Annotated in this window: 13 protein-coding genes; 6 read left to right on the forward strand and 7 right to left on the reverse strand. The window is 68.7% G+C overall.

Annotation, left to right across the window (positions count from 1 at the left end; genetic code table 11):
• Nucleotides 1–55 precede the first annotated feature (55 nt).
• Together ASD47_RS03875 and ASD47_RS03880 are read left to right on the forward strand one after the other, a co-directional pair.
• Nucleotides 56–2380: an alpha-N-acetylglucosaminidase gene (locus tag ASD47_RS03875; RefSeq protein ID WP_056751943.1), complete on the forward strand. Its 2325-nt coding sequence runs from the start codon at nucleotides 56–58 to the stop codon at nucleotides 2378–2380.
• Entirely contained in the window at nucleotides 2377–3492 is a 1116-nt protein-coding gene (locus ASD47_RS03880) for an acyltransferase family protein (protein WP_056751947.1), read from the forward strand. The genes ASD47_RS03875 and ASD47_RS03880 overlap by 4 nt, the downstream gene beginning before the upstream one ends.
• Here ASD47_RS03880 and ASD47_RS03885 read toward each other — a convergent pair.
• The 3 genes from ASD47_RS03885 to ASD47_RS03895 form a co-directional block, all read right to left on the reverse strand.
• Nucleotides 3489–4673: a class V aminotransferase gene (locus ASD47_RS03885; protein WP_056751950.1), complete on the reverse strand. Its 1185-nt coding sequence runs from the start codon at nucleotides 4671–4673 to the stop codon at nucleotides 3489–3491. The genes ASD47_RS03880 and ASD47_RS03885 overlap by 4 nt on opposite strands.
• Nucleotides 4649–5440 carry a tryptophan 2,3-dioxygenase gene (locus ASD47_RS03890; RefSeq protein ID WP_056751953.1) on the reverse strand — a complete coding sequence of 264 codons (792 nt, stop codon included), beginning with the start codon at nucleotides 5438–5440 and terminating at the stop codon, nucleotides 4649–4651. Before ASD47_RS03890 ends, ASD47_RS03885 begins: the two co-directional genes overlap by 25 nt.
• Nucleotides 5441–5578: 138 nt before the next feature.
• The gene (locus tag ASD47_RS03895) at nucleotides 5579–5932 is read right to left on the reverse strand and encodes a PilZ domain-containing protein (protein ID WP_082564447.1); all 354 of its coding nucleotides are present in this window, start codon (nucleotides 5930–5932) and stop codon (nucleotides 5579–5581) included.
• Nucleotides 5933–6224: 292 nt separating this feature from the next.
• Here ASD47_RS03895 and ASD47_RS03900 point away from each other — a divergent pair, with 292 nt between their 5' ends.
• Complete coding sequence (locus ASD47_RS03900; protein WP_056751960.1) at nucleotides 6225–7985, forward strand: PAS domain S-box protein; 1761 nt, start codon at nucleotides 6225–6227, stop codon at nucleotides 7983–7985.
• Nucleotides 7986–8039: 54 nt separating this feature from the next.
• Here the strand turns inward: ASD47_RS03900 and ASD47_RS03905 are convergent, their stop codons facing one another.
• The 3 genes from ASD47_RS03905 to ASD47_RS03915 all read right to left on the reverse strand — a co-directional run bounded on the left by ASD47_RS03905 (nucleotide 8040) and on the right by ASD47_RS03915 (nucleotide 10876).
• Nucleotides 8040–9341: an MFS transporter gene (locus ASD47_RS03905; RefSeq protein WP_056751962.1), complete on the reverse strand. Its 1302-nt coding sequence runs from the start codon at nucleotides 9339–9341 to the stop codon at nucleotides 8040–8042.
• Nucleotides 9334–10416, reverse strand: a complete 1083-nt coding sequence (locus ASD47_RS03910) for a LacI family DNA-binding transcriptional regulator (protein ID WP_056751966.1) — start codon at nucleotides 10414–10416, stop codon at nucleotides 9334–9336. The genes ASD47_RS03905 and ASD47_RS03910 overlap by 8 nt, the downstream gene beginning before the upstream one ends.
• 199 nt (nucleotides 10417–10615) lie before the next feature.
• A complete protein-coding gene (locus tag ASD47_RS03915; protein WP_056752193.1) occupies nucleotides 10616–10876 on the reverse strand; it encodes a helix-turn-helix transcriptional regulator in 261 nt (86 codons plus the stop codon).
• A 425-nt stretch (nucleotides 10877–11301) separates the two neighbouring features.
• Here ASD47_RS03915 and ASD47_RS03920 point away from each other — a divergent pair, with 425 nt between their 5' ends.
• Nucleotides 11302–11979, forward strand: a complete 678-nt coding sequence (locus tag ASD47_RS03920; RefSeq protein WP_056751969.1) for a FadR/GntR family transcriptional regulator — start codon at nucleotides 11302–11304, stop codon at nucleotides 11977–11979.
• On the opposite strand, the gene ASD47_RS03925 is transcribed toward ASD47_RS03920, so the two are convergent.
• Complete coding sequence (locus ASD47_RS03925; protein WP_056751971.1) at nucleotides 11968–12534, reverse strand: gluconokinase; 567 nt, start codon at nucleotides 12532–12534, stop codon at nucleotides 11968–11970. The two genes, ASD47_RS03920 and ASD47_RS03925, sit on opposite strands and share 12 nt — an antisense overlap.
• A gap of 164 nt (nucleotides 12535–12698) precedes the next feature.
• On the opposite strand from ASD47_RS03925, the gene ASD47_RS03930 reads away from it, so the two are divergent.
• Both ASD47_RS03930 and ASD47_RS03935 read left to right on the forward strand, forming a co-directional pair.
• Nucleotides 12699–15701, forward strand: a complete 3003-nt coding sequence (locus ASD47_RS03930) for a glycosyl hydrolase family 28-related protein (RefSeq protein ID WP_056751972.1) — start codon at nucleotides 12699–12701, stop codon at nucleotides 15699–15701.
• A 28-nt stretch (nucleotides 15702–15729) separates the two neighbouring features.
• Entirely contained in the window at nucleotides 15730–18768 is a 3039-nt protein-coding gene (locus ASD47_RS03935) for a glycosyl hydrolase family 28-related protein (protein ID WP_056751975.1), read from the forward strand.
• Nucleotides 18769–18867 lie beyond the last annotated feature (99 nt).

An 18867-nucleotide genomic window follows, 5' to 3' on the forward strand; every position in this document is an offset into this window, starting at 1 on the left:
GCGACGGGCGACCGTCGGATTTTCGTTCACTTGACGTCCTCACGAGCAGGTTCCGATGTCGCCCAGGCCTTCGCGTCGCCAAACTCTCAAGCAGGCCCTGGCCGCCGTGGCCCTGACGGCCGCGCCGTCCTTCGTCTCCGCGACCACGGGCGAGGTCGGCGGAACCGCCGCGGCGCGCGCCAGCCTCGATCGCCTGTTCGGCAGGCGCCTGGGCGGTGCGGCCCTTGATCTGGCGCCTCGTGGCGTTCACCCCTGGTACGCGGTGAGCGGCAAGGCCGGAAAGGTCTCGATCACCGGCGACAGCCCGGTCGCCCTGGTTCGCGGCGCCTATGCCTATCTTCGCCAGGCCGGCCTGGCTCATGTCAGCTGGGAGGGCGACCGCGTCGACCTGCCGGCGCGGCTGCCGGACGCCGACACCGGCCGGGTCACCAGCCCCTTCGGTCATCGCGCCTATCTCAACACCTGCACCTACGGCTACACGACCCCGTGGTGGGGCTGGGCGCGCTGGACGCGCGAGATCGACTGGATGGCGGCGCACGGCGTCGACATGCCGCTGGCCATGGAAGGCCAGGAGCATGTCTGGCGGGCGCTGTGGCGCGAGTTCGGCCTGACCGAAGCCGAGCTCGCCGCCTACTTCTCCGGCCCGGCCTTCACGCCCTGGCAGCGCATGGGCAATATCGAGGGCTATAGCGCACCGCTGCCGAGCCGCTGGATCGACAAGAAGAAGGACCTGCAGGTCCGCATCCTGGGCCGGATGCGGTCGTTGGGCATGACGCCGATCCTGCCGGCCTTCGGCGGCTACGTGCCCAAGGCCTTCGCCCAGAAGCATCCGAAGGCCCGCATCTATCGGATGCGGCCCTGGGAGGGCTTCCATGAGACCTATTGGCTTGATCCCGCCGACCCGTTGTTCGCCCGGATCGCCGGCCGCTTCCTGGCGCTCTACACCCAAACCTACGGGGCGGGGACCTACTACCTGGCCGACTCGTTCAACGAGATGCTGCCGCCGATCAACGCCGACGGCGCGGACGCGCGGGACGCGGCCTACGGCGACGGCGTCGCCAACGCCGCCGCGACCAAGGCCAAGGTCGAGATCGATCCGGCCCTGAAAGCCAAGCGCCTGGCCGCCTACGGCAAGGCGATCTACGACTCGATCCGCCAGGCTCGCCCCGACGCGGTGTGGGTGATGCAGGGCTGGCTGTTCGGCGCGGACAGCCACTTCTGGGACCCGTCGGCGATCTCGGCCTATCTGAGCCTCGTGCCCGACGACAAGCTGATGGTCCTGGACATCGGCAACGACCGCTATCCGGATGTCTGGAAGAACGCCAAGGCCTTCGGCGGCAAGCCCTGGATCTATGGCTACGTGCATAATTACGGCGGCAGCAACCCGGTCTATGGCGACCTCGGCTACTACCGCCGCGACATGACGGCGATCGCGAGCGATCCCGACACGGGCAAGCTGGCGGGGTTCGGCATGTTCCCCGAGGGGCTGCACAACAATTCGATCGTCTATGAAGCCGCCTATGACCTGGCCTGGAGCGCCGGCCAGGAGACGCAGGCGGCCTGGCTGTCGACCTACGCCCGTTCGCGCTACGGCCGCACCACGCCGGCGCTCGACGCGGCCATGGACCAGCTGGTCCAGGCCGCCTATTCGAGCCGCTACTGGTCGCCGCGCTGGTGGAAGAGCAAGGCCGGCGCCTATCTGTTCTTCAAGCGGCCGACGGCGACGATCGGCGAGTTCCCGGGCCATCCCGGCGATCGCGCCCAACTGGACGCCGCGGTCCGCGCCCTGGCCGCCCAGGCGCGCGCCGTCGCCGGTCAGCCCTTGTTCGTGCTGGATCTGGTCGACGCCGTCCGGCACCTGGCCAGCCTGGAGATCGACGATCAGCTGCAAGCCGCCGTGGCCGCCTACCGCCGGGGCGACGCCGCCGCGGGCGACCGGGCGCGCCGCGCCGTTGAAGCCCTGGCGCTCTCGATCGACGCCTTGCTGGGCGTCCAGCCCGAGACCCTGGCCACCTGGATCGACGACGCCCGCGCCTATGGCGACACGCCCGCCGACGCCGCGGCCTATGTCGCCAACGCCAAGGCCCAGGTCACGATCTGGGGCGGTGAAGGCAACCTCAACGACTATGCGTCCAAGGCCTGGCAGGGTCTCTATCGCGACTTCTACCTGCCGCGATGGTCGCGGTTCCTGGACGTCTTGAAAGCGGCGGGAACGGGCGCCTTCGACGAGGCCGTCGTCACCCGTGACGCCATCGCCTGGGAGCGGGCCTGGGTCGCCGCCGACACCGTCTACCGCCGTGAGCGGCCGGCTGATCCGGTCGGCGGCGTGCAGGCCCTGATCGCCCGCCTCGACGAAGCCAGAAAGAACCGGAACGGATGACCAAGCCCGCACGCTTCCTGTCCCTCGACGTCTTCCGGGGGCTGACGGTCTGCCTGATGATCGTCGTCAACACCGCGGGTCCTGGCGCCGATGCCTACACCCAGCTGGTCCATGCGCCCTGGTTCGGATTCACGGCGGCGGACGCGGTGTTCCCCTCGTTCCTGTTCGCGGTCGGCTGCTCGATGGCCTTCGCTTTTTCGCGGCCAATCCCCACGGCGGAGTTCATGGCCAAGGTGCTGCGGCGCGGAGCCCTGATCTTCCTGCTCGGTTTCCTGATGTACTGGTTCCCGTTCTTCCGGAACGTGGACGGGCATTGGACGCTGATCCCGTTTTCGGAAACGCGGGTGATGGGCGTCCTGCAGCGGATCGGGCTCTGCTACGTGCTGGCCGCCTTCGCCGTGCGCTGGCTGTCGCCGCGCCTGATCGTCGCGCTGTCGGTCGTGCTGCTGCTGGGGTACTGGGCGATCCTATTGACCCTCGGGGACCCGGCCGACCCGCTGTCGAAACTGGGCAACGCCGGCACCCACCTGGATCTCTGGCTCATTGGCCAGAACCACCTCTATCGCAAGGACGGCGGCTTCGATCCCGAAGGCCTGCTGGGAACCTTGCCGTCGACGGTCAATGTGCTGGCCGGCTATCTGGCGGCGCGGTTCCTGAAGGCGGCGACCGACGCTCGCCCCGCCGTGATCCGCATGGCCTTGGCCGGCGCGCTCCTGATCGCCGGCGGCCTGGCCTGGGGACTGGCCTTCCCGATCGCCAAGAAACTGTGGACCAGCAGCTTCGTCCTGCTGACTGTCGGCATCGACCTTGTGCTGCTGGCGGCCCTGACCGCCTTGCTGGAGGGGCGCAAGCCCAACGCCGCAACGCGGTTCTTCCAGGTGTTCGGTCTCAATCCGCTGGTGATCTACCTGTTCTCGGAACTGTTCATCGTCTCGCTGAACATGATCGAGGTCGCGCCGGGCGTGGGGCCATACGAGTGGGTCGGGATTCACGTGTTCCAGGCCGCGACGCCGGGCGCGCTGGGTTCGCTGCTGTGCGCGATCGCCTACATGCTGGTCTGCTGGCTGCTGGGCTACGTCATGGACCGCCGCGGGATCGTCGTGAAGCTTTAGGTCAGCGCCCCGCAGGCGGCGCAGAACGTCTCGAGATCCCGCTCGTCGTGATAGATCGAAAGGCCAATCCGCAGCACGTCGTCGCGCACGTCCACCACGACGCCCCGGGTCGCCAGCGCCTGCTTCCACGCCTGGGCTTCAGGATGGCGCAGGGCCAGGAAGCGGGCTTGCGGACCCTGGCCCGGCGGGTTCAGCACCACGGCCTGCTTCAGCGGCCCCGCAGCGCCGACGGCGATCCGGTCGACCAGGGTCCGTTGCAGGCCGCGCACGTGAGCGGCGATCGCCGAGGTGGTGAGACCTTCAGCGTCCAACATCCGGCCGGCCGCCACGAAACGGTAGAGGCCCGACGGGTCGAAGGTCGCCCCCATGAACCGCCCGGCGTCGCGGGCGTAGCCCACCCCGCCCGGCGGGCCTTCCAGGTCGCCGAACTCGGCGTACCAGCCGGTCAGGGCGGGCCGCGGGCCAAAGCCCGGCGGCGCGTGCAGGAACGCCGCGCCTTCGCCCGCCATGGCGTACTTGTAGCCGCCGGCCAGGTAGAAGATCCGATCAGCCACGGCCGAGAGATCGGTCGGAACGGCCCGGAAGCCGTGATAGCCGTCGACCACCACCCAGGGGCCTTCCGGCCGGGCCAGATCGGCCAGCTCCCAGATGCCGTCGAAGACGAGACCCGTCTTGAAGAAGACGTGACTGACGAAGATCAGGTCGAAATGACCCTCCCGCGCCGTCGCCAGGAACCGCTTGGCGAAATCGGGCGCGTCGCTCTCGACCAGGGTCAGCGCGATCTCGCCGGCTTCGGTCCAGCGCTGGGCTTGACGACGGAAAGTGTGGAACTCGCCGTCGGTCGACAGCACCCGGACGGGCCGGCCGTCGATCGCCGACTTCAGCACCGCCAGCAGGGTGTGGGTGTTGGGCGCGAAGACCACGCTGTCGGGCGAGGGCAGGGCCAGTTCGCGGGCGACCAGCGCCTGGGCGGCGGGATAGACTTGGCCCAGGGCCTTGTCCCATTTGTGGTCGGCCAGGACGGCGGCGTCCTCCCAGGCCTCGACCTGGGCCGCCAGGGTGGCGTCGGGCCACAGATGGTGGCTGTGGGCGGCCATATGCAGTCGCCCTGGCGCAGCCGCAAGGGCCCGCGAGAACAGGTCCTTGCGTGCAGCGCTCACAGCTTGGTCCTGAGCGACCACAGTTCGGGAAAGGCCCGCCGGCGCAGGGTCGAGGCCAGGTAGCCGACCCCGTCGGTGCCTCCGGTGCCCGGCCGGCCGCCGATGATCCGCTCGACGGTCAGCACGTGCTTGTGGCGCCAGGTGACCAGGGCGTCGTCCAGGTCGACCAGTTTCTCGGCCAGCTGGTACAGCTCCCAATAGCGCTGGGTGTCGCGATAGACCTCCAGCCAGGCGGCCTCCACCTCGGGCGAGGGCGTGTAGGTCTGGGCGAAGTCGCGGTTCAGCACAGCGTCCGGCACGGTCAGGCCCGCCTTGGGCAGTTGGGCGATGGCCACGTCGTAGAGGCTGGGGGCCTCCAGGGCCGCCTGCAGCTGCGCCAGGGCGTCCGAACCCTCGGCGTGGAACTTCAGGAAGCTCTGGTCCTTCAGGCCCAGCAAGTATTCCAGGGTGCGGAACTGGTGCGACTGGAAGCCCGAGCTGGAGCCCAGTTCGCCCCGGAAGCTGAGATAGTCGGCCGGCGTCATCGTCGCCAGAACGTCCCAGGACAGGGTCATCACCGTCTGGATCCGCGACACCCGGGCCAGGGCCTTGTAGGCCGGCTCGACATCGCCGTCCGCGATGAGCCGTTTGGCCAGGAGCACCTCGTGGATGATCTCCTTGAGCCACAGCTCCTTGGTCTGATGGATGACGATGAACAGGAGCTCGTCGTGGCGGTCGCTCAGCGGCTGCTGGGCCGCGAGCAACTGATCCAGGGCGAGGTACCGCGCGTAGGTCATGTCTTGCGTCATGAACCGACCCTAGGCGGTTCGCGGCGGCAGGTTTGTTCTCGTTTGTGCGGCGATCCTGTTCAGGCGCGGAACGATGTTTCGCCGCATCGACCTGGCGCGGAACGAACGCCCGTCCTGGAGGGGCGGAGACCGGCGACCTTACGAGGCCTGGCGGTACGACTCCCGGCCGGTATTCCAGCCCAGATCGCCGGTGCAGGTCATGACGCGATAGCGAACGCCTTCTTCCAGGAAGCGAACCCCCGCCTCGATTTCGCTCCGCCAGACGACGGCCGCGCGGTGACTGAGGCCCGTCCGTGGATCGACCAGTATGACATGGGGGGCAAGGTCCGCGCCTCGGCCGACGAAGATCCGCGCGCCGCCGCTGGATACGTCGACAAGCCGGCATCGTCGTGCAAGCGCCCCGTCACCGACATAGACCGGGCTGCGGTCGCTGTAGCGAGGGTGGCTGCGACGGTCGGCGCCGTCCGAACCGGAATCGTTGATCGACATCATGATCCAAACGCTAGGCGCGGATGGTTAATCGGAATTAGCGTCCTGGTTGCGGCGTGTTGTCCCACTCGCTCGTCGGGCCGGAGCGCAACGCTAGCCAGGTTTTCCTGGCGAAAGCTTAGAGTCCGTGTCGCCGGGGAGGGCGGTTCGAGATCACTCGGCGCGACCGAATACCGCGCCTGGGGGCTTGACCGCGAGGCTTGCGCACATCTGCTATGGGGGATGGAGCGCCGCCAGTCTGCGCGCCTGGGTGTGCGTTGAAGCTTCTCGTAGGGCTCATGGGGCGAGGGTGCCGTTGACCACTGACGCCAAAAAGGTCTCGCCGATCGGACTTGTGCTGGAGACCGCCCTCGACGCCACGGTCATCATGGGCGTCGACGGACGGGTGCGGGATTGGAACCGGCAGGCCGAGGCGACTTTCGGCTGGTCTCGGCAGGAAGCGCTCGGACGGCCGATGGCCGAGCTGATCATTCCCGAGCCGGACCGGCCATCTCACATTGAAGGTTTGCGCAGGCATCTCGAAACCGGCGCGCCGGGCATCCTCAATCGCCGCATCGAGGTCGTGGCGACGGATCGTCGGGGACGCCTCTTCCCGGTCGAGCTTTCCGTCGCCCGGATCGACGACGGCGACGATCTCAGTTTCGTCGGCTTCATCCGCGACATCAGCGATCGCCTGACCGCGCAGCAGGCGCTGCAGGTCGAGCGGGATCGCAGCCAGAGCGTGCTGGACAACATGCTCGACGCCCTGGTGCTGATGGATCGGGACCTGCGGGTGCTGCAGGTCAACCAGGCGGCGCTCCGCATGGAGGGGCGATCTGCGGAGTCCATGCTGGGCAGGACGCACGAGGAGATCTGGCCGGGTCCCGAGGCCGAGCGGCTGCGGCAAAGGTACAGGGAGGTTCTGGGCGCCCAGGTCGCCCTGGCTTTCGAGGAGCCGTGGAATGATGGGCGCGGGACGATGTGGCTGGAGATCCGCGCCCAGCCGACGCCCGAGGGGGTCGCGGTGTTCTATCGCGACGTCACCAAGCGCAAGACCGCCGAAGCGGTGTTGCGGGACAGCGAGGCGCGGCTGCTCACCCTGGCCAATGTGGCGCCCGCCATGGTGTGGATGTCCTCCGATCGTGGCGAGGTCGAGTTTCTCAATGATCGGTGGTTCGCGTTCACTGGCGTCTCGCCGGGCGCCGAAGTCGACCCGGCGTCCCTGTTGCACCCCGACGACGCCGTCCGGGCCGCCAAGATCTGGGAGGGCGCCCTGAAGACGGGCAAGGGCTTCGAGGCCGAGCTGCGCGTACGCCGCGGCGACGGGCAGTTCCGCTGGTTCCTCTCGCGCTCCGAGCCCGTCCTGGATCGGGAGGGCGGCGTCGCCGGGTGGATCGGCGCCAGTATCGACATCGATGATCGTCGCCGGGCGCAGGAACGCCTGGAGCTGATGGTCAATGAGCTGAACCATCGCGTGAAGAACAACCTCGCCGCCGTTCAGTCCCTGGCCGCCCAGACGTTCCGCGGGACCCTGTCGTTGCCCGAGGCCCGCGAGGCGTTCACCGCCCGTCTGATGGCCTTGAGCCGGGCGCACGACATCCTCACGCGTCAGCAGTGGGAGGGCGCGCAACTGGCCAAGATCGCCACGGACGTGCTGGCGCCGAACCTGGCGAACCTCGCGGCGGTGACGCTGGAAGGCCCGCCGGTCTCGCTGGGACCCAACGCCGCCCTGACGCTGTCGATGGCCTTTCACGAGCTCTGCACCAACGCCCTGAAATATGGCGCGCTTTCGAGGCCCGAGGGGCGCGTGGCGCTGACCTGGGCCGTGGAGCCCTCGGGCATGCTGCACCTGACCTGGACCGAGACCGGCGGGCCGAAGGTCTCGCCGCCAGCCGCGACCGGGTTTGGATCGCGGCTGCTCACCCGCAGCCTCGCCGCCGAACTGCGCGGCGTCGTAAGCCTGGCGTTCGACGAGGCCGGCGTCGTCTGCACCATCGACGCGCCGCTGGACCATGGTCGCCTGGCCCCGGCGTCCGCCCTGCCGCAGATCACCTGGCCTCCTGAAGGCGCGTTCTAGATCCTTGCTCTAGCGCATTGTCCGACGACGGACCGGTGTCCCGCGGAAAAGGTTCTAGGAGGACGCCCCGCTTCGGGTCCGGTCCAGTCGGGCCATGGCGTAGAAGATCAGGATGCTGGTCACCACCAGCACGCCGGCCAGGGCCAGCATGGGCGCCAGATCGCTGCCCGTCGCGTCGCGCACCAGCGGCACCAGGTTCTGGGCGATGAAGCCGCCCAGATTACCGATCGCGTTGATCGCCGCGATGCCCGCCGCCGCGCGGGGACCGCTGAGGAAGCTCGGCGGCAGGCTCCAGAACACGGGCTGGGCCGAGAAGATGGCTGGAGCGGCGACGCAGAGCATGGCGAACTTCAGCGCCGCGCCCGGCAGGATCACGCTCAGGGTCAGGGCGACCGCCGCCACCAGGGTCGGTCCGGCGATGTGCCAGGCGCTGGCGCCATGGCGCGCGGCGTGACGCGGGACGAGCCACAGGGCGACGGCGACCAGCAGCCAAGGGATCACATTGACCAGGCCGTTGACGGTGTTGGACACCCCGAACGACTTGACGATGGTGGGCAGCCAGTAGCTGAGGCCATAGGCTCCGAGCGGCATGCCGATATAGAGTCCCGCCAGCAGCAGGACGCGCGGATCGAACATCGCCTTCCAGGCGCCGCGATGGTCATCGACCGCGCCGCCGCGCTCATGGTCCAGCACGCCGGCCAACCACGCCTTTCCAGCCTCAGGCAACCACTTGGCCTGGGTCGGTCCGTCGGGGAGTTTCCACAGGACGTAGGGCGTCAGCAGGACGGCCGGGACGCCGGTGGCCAGGAACACCCACTGCCAGCCCGCCAGGCCCAACACCTGGTCCAGGTCTAGCAGCAGCCCGCCGACGGCCGATCCCACGGCGTTGGCGACCGCGCTGGCGATCATGAACAGGCCCACCATCCGCGCGCGGTGCGCCTGGGGATACCAGAGGGTCAGCACGTAGAGCACGCCAGGGAAGAACCCGGCCTCGGTGACGCCCAGCAGGAAACGCAGGCCGTAGAACATCGCCGCGTTCTGGGTGAAGCCCAGGGCCAGGGTCACCAGCCCCCAGGTGAACATGATCCGGGCGAACCAGACCCGCGCGCCTACCCGGGCCAGGATCAGGTTCGACGGCGCCTCGAACAGGAAGTAGCCGATGAAGAACAGCGACGCGCCCAGCCCGTAGGCGGCCTCGCTGAGCCCCAGGGCCTTCACCATCTCCAGCTTGGCGTAGGAGACGTTCTGCCGGTCGATGTAGGCGATCAGGTACATCAGGCAGAACAGCGGCATCAGCCGCGCGGTGATCCGGCTGACCGTCGCCTTCTCCATTTGGGCCTCGGCGGGTTCAGACATGAGGACGGGCTCCGTGGGTTCCGGCGTCGGGCGGGGTGTCGATGGGGCGCGGCGGCGCGGTGGATTCCCGCTGGATCAGCGCGTGGTCCAGCACATGGTCCGCCGCCGCCCCCCCGGCTGGCGCGGATGAGCGCAGGGCGCGGATCAGTCGGTCCAGCGCCACCGCCGCCATCTGCCGCACCGGCTGGCGCACGGTGGTTAGCGGCGGCCAGAGCGTGGTGGCTACGGTCGCGTCGTCGAAACCCACCACCGTCAGGTCGCGCGGCACGTCGAGGTGTCGACGGTGCGCCACCGACACCGCTGCGGCGGCCATGTCGTCGTTGCTGGCGAAGATCGCCGTGGGCGCCGGGGCGCGATCCAGCAGCCGCTCGGCGGCCCGCAGGCCCGAGTCGTAGGTGAAGGCGCCTTGGGCCAGGAGGAGTTCGGCGCCCGGAACGGCGGCGATAGCGGCGCGCGCCCCCTCCAGGCGCTCGGCGCTGGCGGTCTGGTCGGGATTGCCGGCGATGAAGCCGATCCGCCGGTGGCCCAGGTCCAGAAGGTGCCGGGTCATCGTCCAGCTGGCTTGCCGGTCGTCGATGCGGACATTGATCGCGTCGGCCGCCGGACGTCCGGCGGCGACCACCGCGACGGGCAAGCCGGCGGTCCGGAGGACGCCCAGGACGGCGGCGGATTCACCCAGGGGCGGGGCCAGCACCACGCCCTGGACGCCGGCCGCCAGCAACCTCTCCAGTTCCGCTTCCGCCGGGGGATGGCCGTTTTCGCCGCGGGCCAGGATCAGACGCGCCCCGGCGTTGGTGGCCTCTTCGAACACCCCCACCAGGAAGTCGCTCATGAAGGCCGCGCTGGGATTGGAATAGACCACCCCGATCCGCAACTCGCCGGCCATGACCAGGTTTCGGGCCGCCAGGTTGGGCGCATAGCTGAGTTCCCGGATCGCGGCCTGCACGGCCTCGCGCGTCGTCTCCCGGACACTGGCCCCGTCGTTGATGACGCGAGACACGGTCATGCGAGAGACGCCGGCCCGTTGCGCGACGTCGACGATGGTGGCCCCCCGCGGGCGGTTTGGCTTGCTCAATGGATACCCTTCCCGACGTCCGCCGACGACGCCACCCGCTGCCCGGACCGTTGCACGCGCGTTTCCGGCGCGAGGCCATAGGGGCGGGGCGAACTCGGCATGGCAAGCTGTGGGCGATCCGGGGCGAAAATTCCGCCCGAACGGGAGGAGGGGGTCACCACGGTCGCCGCCCGCGCGCATCTCGACGGACGGATATGCGCTATTGAGCTTCCGCCCGCGTCCCAAAGCTCATCATGCGCGCCGCGATCGCCGCCTGGGTGCGGTTGTGCACGTTGAGTTTCCGCATCACGGCCGTCATGTGCGCCTTGACCGTGGCCTCGGCGATTCCGAGGTCGAAGGCGATCTGCTTGTTGAGCCGCCCGGAATTGACCCCTTCCAGGACCTTCAGCTGGGTCGGTGTGAGTTCGCAAAAGCCGACGTTCAGATCCCCGTCGGCGTCCCGTCGTTTCATCTCGGTCATGGTCATCCCCTGCGTTTTCCTCCTCCGACCAGCCGTCTTGTCACGGTCGGGCTTCCGCCTTGGTCGGTGCGCCGGTCTTTGCCGGCAGGCGGTTCGTGTTCGGCGAACCTAGCGATATTAGTTGGACAGATTCAAGCGTGCTGGTCAATGTTAGCGTGCACAAATCTGATTTTTGGGTCGAGACAAAAAATCTGTCATACAGATTTGTCTCGGAGCGACGGCCCCGGGGCGGAGGGAAAGCGCAGAAAAATGAGCAATTTGCGTGCGTCGGGGACGGCCGCCGGGGCTTCGCGCTCCTGCCGTCGGCAGGTGACCCAGGTGGGTCGTCTCGATCCTCGGCGCGGCGCCGGTGCTGGCCGGCGGGCGTTTTTTATGAAACTTGAAAGCGTGACCGCACCACGGCGGCCGCGTGGGAGACCCATGGGATGAGCCAAGGCCGCCTAGCCGACCGGGCCTATACCGCCATCGTCGAGATGATCAACACCGACGGCCTGGCGGTCGGCGATCGCCTGCCGTCCGAGGCGCGCCTGGCTGAGACGCTGGGCATGTCGCGCACCATCGTGCGTGAAGCCCTGGTGCGGCTGGCCGCCGACAGCATTACCGAGGCCCGGCGCGGGGCCGGATCCTTCGTCAAGAACCGGCCGTCCGACAAGCTGGGCGCCTACATGCCGCTTTCCGAGCTGCCCTCCACGCTGGGCAGCTACGAGGTGCGGTTCGTGCTCGAGGCCGAGGCGGCGCGGCTGGCGGCGGCGCGGCGCTCGGCCGAGGAGATGGTCGGGATCGAGGAGGCGCTGTCGAAGCTACGGGAGGCCCTGCTGTCGAATGCGCCGGCCCACGCCGAAGACATGGAACTGCATCGCCGCATCGTGCAGGCCACCGCCAACCCGGCCTTCCTGGTCACGTTCGAGGCGCTGCAGCCCGATGTCGACCGGATCATGCGGGCAGGGGTCGACATCTCCCGCTCGCGGCCGCCGGAAGCGATCGCCGAGATGATGCGCGAGCACGAGATGATCGTCGAGGCGATCCGCGCCCAGGATGGAGACAGCGCCGCCCTGGCGATGCGCTGGCACCTCTCGCGCGGGCGAAAGCGGCTAATGCCCTGAGGCGCGGATCGCGTCGCCGGCCAGATGGGCGTCGCTGTCCAGCCAGGCCTGGGCTTGATCGCACAGCCGCCCGGGCGGCGCGGCGGCGTCCAGCATGAAGATCGCCTCGTCGGGTCCTGGGCGTTCGAGGGCCGCCAGCTGGCTGTCCAGCAGGCTGGCGGGCATGTAGTGGCCGGAGCGCTGGGTAAGCCGTCGCAGGAGTTCGTCCTGGCCGGCGTCCAGCAGCACGAAGCGGGTGGGAGCTCCGATGGCGGCGCGCAGGCGTTCGCGATAGCCGCGCTTGAGCGCCGAGCAGGCCGCCACGACCCGTCCGCCGGACGCGACCACTTCACCGGCGGCCAAGCCCAGGCGATCGAGCCAGGGCCATCGGTCGGCGTCGTCGAGGGGCTGGCCCGCGCTCATCTTGGCCACGGCCTGGGCGTCGTGGAAGTCGTCGCCTTCCAGGAACGGGCAGTCCAGCCTGCGGGCCAGCAAGGCGCCCAGCGTCGACTTACCACTCCCGCTCACGCCCATGGCGATGACGGCGAAGGGGGCGAGGCGGGGTGGCGGCTGCAAGCGGATCCCTTGATGTCCGGCCAACGGCGATTGATCGACGGGCCGATCCCAGGTTGAGATCGGTTTCTACCGGGCGGGCGACGGGACGTAACTACGACCATGGTCGAGGATGGCCGGCCTGGGCGGTTTCCTTATCCATAAGGGATTGCGACGAGGAGAGCGGCATGAGAGCGGTCCTTTTGGCGGCGTTTCTGGCCATTTCGACGCCGGCCGTGGCCTCGACCGGCTCGGTTCTGCTCACCGCGCCGGTCGATCCGCGCGCGATCACCGTCAAGGCCGTGGGCGACGGTCGCGCGGACGACACCCAAGCCGTCCAGCAAGCCATCGACGCTGCGCGCGACAAGACCGGCCACGGCCTGGTCTTCCTGCCGTCGGGCCGCTATCGCCTGACCCGCAGCATCCTGATCCCGCCGGGGGTACGGATCTTCGGGGTCGGCGCGACCCGGCCGGTGTTCGTGCTGGCGCCCAACACGCCGGGCTTCCAGAAGGGCGTGGGAACGATGATCGTTTTCACGGGCGGCGACCAGTACCAGGTCGGCGACATCCCCGTGCCCGTCCCGACGGTGGTCCCCGCGACCGCCAAGGTGCGCGACGCCAATTCCGGCACCTTCTATTCGGCCATCGCCAACGTTGACGTCGAGATCGGCGAGGGCAATCCCGCCGCCGCGGCGGTCCGGTTCCGCATGGCCCAGCACGCCTTCCTCAGCCACATGGACTTCCGCCTGGGCTCGGCGTTCGCCGGGGTCTACCAGGCCGGCAACATCATGGAGGACGTTCACTTCCATGGCGGCCGCTACGGCATCGTCACCGAGAAGACCTCGCCGGCCTGGCAGTTCACCCTGATCGACTCCACCTTCGACGGCCAGCGCGACGCGGCGATCCGCGAGCACGAGGTCGACCTGACCCTCGTGAATGTGGCCATCAAGAACACGCCGGTCGGCATCGAGATCGACCGCGGCTATAGCGACAGCCTGTGGGGCAAGAACGTCCGTTTCGAGAATGTTTCCAAGGCCGGGATCGTCATCTCCGCCGAAGATAATGTCTTCACCCAGGTTGGCTTCGAGAACGCCGTGGCCGCCAACACCCCGGTGTTCGCCCGCTTCCGCGACAGCGGCAAGACCGTGACCGGCAAGGGCCGCGCCTACAAGGTGGCCTCGTTCACCTACGGCCTGACGCTGCCGGGCCTGGGCCAGATGGGCGAGTACAGGACCAACGTCGACATGACCGCGCTGGCGGCCCTGCCAGCGGCTGCCAAGCCGGCCTTGCGCGCCCTGCCGCCCGTCGCCGACTGGACCAATGTCAGGACGCTGGGCGTGAAGGGCGACGGCCAGGCCGACGACACCGCCGCCCTGCAGAAGGCGATCGACACCCACCCCGTGCTCTACCTGCCGACAGGCTTCTACAAGGTCACCGACACCCTGAGGCTTCGGCCCGACACCGTGCTGATCGGCCTGCATCCGGCCGTGACCCAGCTGGTGATCCCCGACGACAATCCGCGCCACGCGGGCGTCGGACCGGTCGCGCCCGTGCTGGAGACGCCGAAGGGCGGAGACAACGTCCTGTTCGGGCTGGGGATCTTCACCGGGCGCGTCAACCCGAGGGCCTCGGCGCTGCTGTGGCGGTCGGGCGCGGACTCCCAGGTGACCGACGTCAAGATCATGGGCGGCGGCGGCACGCCCACCATGGACGGCAAGTCGCTCGGCGCGGCCCAGGCGCGCAGCGGCGACCCGGTGGCCGACGGCCGCTGGGACGCCCAGTATCCCAGCATCTGGGTGACCGACGGTGGCGGCGGCACGTTCGCCAACGTCTGGAGCCCCAACACCTTCGCCTCGGCGGGGTTCTACATCTCCGACACCAGCACGCCCGGCCATATCTACGAGGTGTCGGTCGAGCACCACGTCCGCAACGAGTTCGTGCTCGACAACGTCCAGAACTGGGAGTTCCTGGCGCCGCAAACCGAGCAGGAGGTCGGCGACGGGCCCGACGCCGTCTCGCTGGAGGTGCGCAACTCGCGCAACATCCTGTTCGCCAACTATCACGGCTACCGGGTGACGCGGTCGTACCACCCCGCCGAGACGGCGGTGAAGCTGTTCAATTCGTCGGACATCCGGTTCCGCAACGTTCACATCAACGCCGAGAGCGGGGTGGCGCTTTGCGACAAGATCGGCTGCGGCACCTATCTGCGGGCCAGCAAGTTCCCGTTCGAGAACGCGATCCAGGATAAGACCCGCAAGCTGGAAGTGCGCGAGCGCGAGTTCGCGGTGCTCGACATCACCGGCAAGGCCTCGCCGGCTCCCGCCGGCGAAGGGAAGGTCCAGAAGCTGGAGAGCGGGTTCTGGTCGATTTCCGGTGCGGCCGTCGGGGCGGACGGGGCGCTCTATTTCGTCGAGAAGCGTTTCCAGCGGATCTATCGCTGGACCCCGGCCAAGGGTCTGGAGGTGGTGCGCGACCATTCGCTGGACCCGACCAACCTGGCCGTGGACCGCTCGGGAAACCTCTTGGTGGTGTCGTCGTACGGACCTCAGGCTTCGGTCTATTCGATCGATCCCGACGGTCCCAAGGACCAGATGACGCTCATCGCGCCCACGCCGTCGGTCTCGCGGCCCGACGCCAAGACCCTGCTGCCAGTCAACTGGTGGAACAACGGCGAGTTCAGGGACCAGTATGATCCGGCCACCGGCCAGTTCACCACCCTGGCCGAGATGTTCGCCCGCGACGTCGGCGCGGCCAAGACCCAGCACTACGTGTCGCCCGACGGCAGCCTGTTGCTGCCCGCCTTCCGGGTGTGGCAGCAGGGACCGTCCGATCATGTCGGCTGGCGCTGGGCCGACAGCCTGCAGGCTCACGGCCTGATCAGCGGGGCGGTCGGCGAGCGGGTCTTCGTCACCAACGAATCCGAGGGCAAGACCTATAGCGGCCGGGTCGGGCCCGGCGGGACGCTGACCGACCTGAAGGTCTTCGCCAATCGCGGCGGCGAGAGCGTCGCGGTCGACGGCCGGGGACGGGTGTTCGTGGCCAACGGTCAGATCTTCCAGTACGAACCGGACGGCCGGCTGGCGGGCCGGATCGACGTGCCGGAGCGGCCGCTGCAACTGATCTTCGGCGGCGAGGGCGGCAAGACCCTGTTTGTCCTCACCCATCATTCGCTCTACGCCGTGACGCCCTGACAGAGACCCCGAGTACGAAAGACGGCTCATGAAAAGCTGGCTCACCGCGCCCTGCGCGGCCCTGATCGCCCTGTTCGTGGCGGCGAGCGGACCGGCGGCGGCTTCGGCCTCGATCTTCGCGACGGCGCCCGATGATCCGGCCGCCGTCGTGGTCCGGGCCAAGGGCGACGGCCGCGCCGACGACAGCGCCGCTCTCCAGGACGCGATCGACGCGGCCGCGGCCAAGCCGGGCGGCGGTCTCGTCTTCCTGCCTTCGGGCCGTTACCGCATCAGCAGGACGCTCTTCCTCTGGCCGGGGGTGAGGATGTTCGGGGTCGGCGCCGCCCGTCCGCGGATCCTGCTGGGCGACGGGACGCCCGGCTTCCAGAAGGGCGTGGCCAACATGGTGATCTTCGCCGGAGCCAAGCCCGATCCGGCGCGTCGCGTGCCGTTCCCGCCGCCGGGCAGCGTGCCGTTCAACAAGGACGTCGCCGACGCCAATTCCGGCACCTTCTATTCGGCGATGAGCAACATCGACTTCGAGATCGGCAAGGGCAATCCGGCGGCGACCGCGATCCGCTTCCACGCTGCCCAGCACGCCTATCTCAGCCATATGGACTTCGACATCGGCTCGGGCCTGGCGGGCCTGTACCAGGTCGGCAACATGGCGCAGGACCTGCACTTCAGGGGCGGGCGCTACGGCGTCCTGGCCGAGAAGACCTCACCGGCCTGGGGGTTCGTGCTGCTGGACTCGACCTTCGAGGGCCAGCGTGACGCGGCGATCCGCGAGCACGAGGCGGGCCTGACCCTGGTCAATGTGGCCATGCGGAACACCCCGATCGGGATCGACATCGATCGCGGCTATGGCGACTGGCTATGGGGCAAGGACGTCCGCTTCGAGGACGTCTCGAAGGCCGCCGTCGTCATTTCCAACGAGAACAACGTCTACACCCAGGTCGGTTTCGAGAACGCGGTCGCCGCCAACACCCCGGTGTTCGCCCGCTTCCGCGACAGCGGCAGGACCGAGCCGGGCAGGGGGCGCGCCTATCGCGTCGCGGCGTTCAACTACGGCCTGACTCTGCCGGGCCTCGGGCGGATGGGCGAGTACAGGACTACCATGCAGGCCGAGGCCATTCCGGCCCTGCCGGCGCGGCGCGCCCCGGCGATCCGGGCTTTGCCGGTCATGTCCGATTGGGTGAATGTGCGGTCCTTGGGGGCCAAGGGCGACAACGCCGCCGACGACACGGCCATCGTCCAGAAGGCGATCGACACCCACCGGGTGGTCTATTTCCCGACCGGCTTCTACCGCGTCACCGACACGCTGAAGCTCCGGCCGGACACCGTGCTGATCGGCCTGCATCCCAGCCTCACCCAGATCGTGCTGCCCGATGGAACGCCCGGCTATCAGGGCGTCGGCGCGCCCAAGGCGCTGGTCGCCTCGGCCGCCGGGGGCGACAACATCGTCTCGGGCCTGGGCCTCAACACCGGCGGGATCAATCCCCGGGCCACGGCCCTGCTATGGACGGCGGGCGCCAACTCGCTGGTCGAGGACGTCAAGTTCCAGGGCGGCCACGGCACGAACCTGTATGATGGCGCGCGGTTCAATCCCTACAACGCCAACGCCACGGCCGACGCCGATCCGGCCAAGCGCTGGGCGGGGCAGTATCCCAGCCTGTGGATCACCAACGGCGGCGGCGGGACCTTCTCCAACCTCTGGAGCCCCAGCACCTACGCCTATTCGGGGATCTACGTGTCTGACACCGACACGCCCGGCCACGTCTACCAGGCCTCGGTCGAGCACCACATGCGCACGGAGATCAGCCTCAATCGGGTCGCCAACTGGGAATTCCTGGCGCCGCAGACCGAGGAGGAGGCCGGGGAGGGCGAGGACACCGTGTCGCTGGAGATCCGCGACTCCCACGACATCCTGCTGGCCAACTATCATGCCTATCGCGTCACCCGGACGCGCAAGCCGGCGGCGGCTGCGGTCAAGGTCTATAACTCGCGGGACATCCGCTTCCGCAACGTGGCGGTGAACGGCGAAAGCGGCTTTTCGACCTGCGACGAGAACGGCTGCGCGACCTTCCTGCGACTGACCAAGTATCCGTACGAGAACGCGATCAAGGACGTCACCAGCGGGCTGGAGGCGCGCGAGCGCCAGTTCGCCGTCCTCGACCTGGTCGCCGCCCCAACGCCCGTCGCGCCCTCGACCTTCCCCGCCGGCGCCCGGGTCGAAAGGCTTGCGGACGGCTTCTATTCCCTGGGCGGCGGCGCCGTGGACGCGGCCGGGACGCTGTACTTCACCGATCGCCGCCACCAGCGCATCTACAGCTGGTCCGACGCGCGCAAGCTGTCGATCGTGCGCGACAACACGCTGGACCCGGTCAACCTGGCCGTCGACGGCTCAGGGAACCTGCTGGTGCTGTCGTCGGACGGCCGCGACGGCACGGTCTACAGCTTCAAGCCGGGCGATCCCGACACCAAGGTCACGGTGATCGCGGCGACGGCGGCCGCCGACCATCCGGCCGCGATCACGGTGCTGCCGGTCAACTGGTGGAACAATGGCGAGTTCAAGGACCAGCTCGACCCGCGGACCTACCAGTTCACCACCCTGGCCGAGATGTTCGCCCGCGACATGGCGCTGCCCAAGCCCAAGGCGTACGTGTCGCCGGACGGCAGCCTGGCCTTGCCCGCCTATCGCGTGTTCCAGCAGGGACCGCCCGATTTCCGGGGATTGCGCTTCTCGGATGCGCTGGACACCTACGGCTTCACCACGGCCAAACCGGGCCAGCGGGTGTTCGTCACCAACAGCTCGGAGAACAAGACCTACAGCGGGCTGGTCGGCGCGCAGGGGACAGTCACGGACCTGAAGGCCTTCGCGGATCGCGGCGGCGAAAGCGTCGCGACAGATGGGGAAGGGCGCGTCTATGTCGCCAACGGACAGGTGTTCGTCTACGCCCCGGACGGGCGCGAACTGGGGCGCGTGGACATTCCCGAGCGACCGCTACAACTGGTTTTCGGCGGCCCCGACCAGCGGACTCTGTTCGTCCTCACCCATCACGCGCTGTACGCGGTTCGGCGCGACTAGGCTCGACGACGGGGCCCCGACGCACCCCTCGCCCGGCGGCCGATCACCCGACGTACGACCATGGTCGTAATGGTTCACGCCTCTTTTGTCTGACAGTTT

The sequence above is a fragment of the Caulobacter sp. Root1472 genome (assembly GCF_001426985.1).
GTDB classification, from domain to species: Bacteria; Pseudomonadota; Alphaproteobacteria; order Caulobacterales; family Caulobacteraceae; genus Caulobacter; species Caulobacter rhizosphaerae.

Excerpts from the sequence above, each read along its gene's own strand:
- ASD47_RS03875 (WP_056751943.1), top strand. The coding sequence starts at position 56 with ATGTCGCCCAGGCCTTCGCGTCGCCAAACTCTCAAGCAGGCCCTGGCC.
- ASD47_RS03880 (WP_056751947.1), top strand. The coding sequence starts at position 2,377 with ATGACCAAGCCCGCACGCTTCCTGTCCCTCGACGTCTTCCGGGGGCTG.
- ASD47_RS03890 (WP_056751953.1), bottom strand. The coding sequence starts at position 5,440 with ATGACGCAAGACATGACCTACGCGCGGTACCTCGCCCTGGATCAGTTG.
- ASD47_RS03895 (WP_082564447.1), bottom strand. The coding sequence starts at position 5,932 with ATGATGTCGATCAACGATTCCGGTTCGGACGGCGCCGACCGTCGCAGC.
- ASD47_RS03905 (WP_056751962.1), bottom strand. The coding sequence starts at position 9,341 with ATGTCTGAACCCGCCGAGGCCCAAATGGAGAAGGCGACGGTCAGCCGG.
- ASD47_RS03915 (WP_056752193.1), bottom strand. The coding sequence starts at position 10,876 with ATGACCGAGATGAAACGACGGGACGCCGACGGGGATCTGAACGTCGGC.
- ASD47_RS03920 (WP_056751969.1), top strand. The coding sequence starts at position 11,302 with ATGAGCCAAGGCCGCCTAGCCGACCGGGCCTATACCGCCATCGTCGAG.
- ASD47_RS03930 (WP_056751972.1), top strand. The coding sequence starts at position 12,699 with ATGAGAGCGGTCCTTTTGGCGGCGTTTCTGGCCATTTCGACGCCGGCC.
- ASD47_RS03935 (WP_056751975.1), top strand. The coding sequence starts at position 15,730 with ATGAAAAGCTGGCTCACCGCGCCCTGCGCGGCCCTGATCGCCCTGTTC.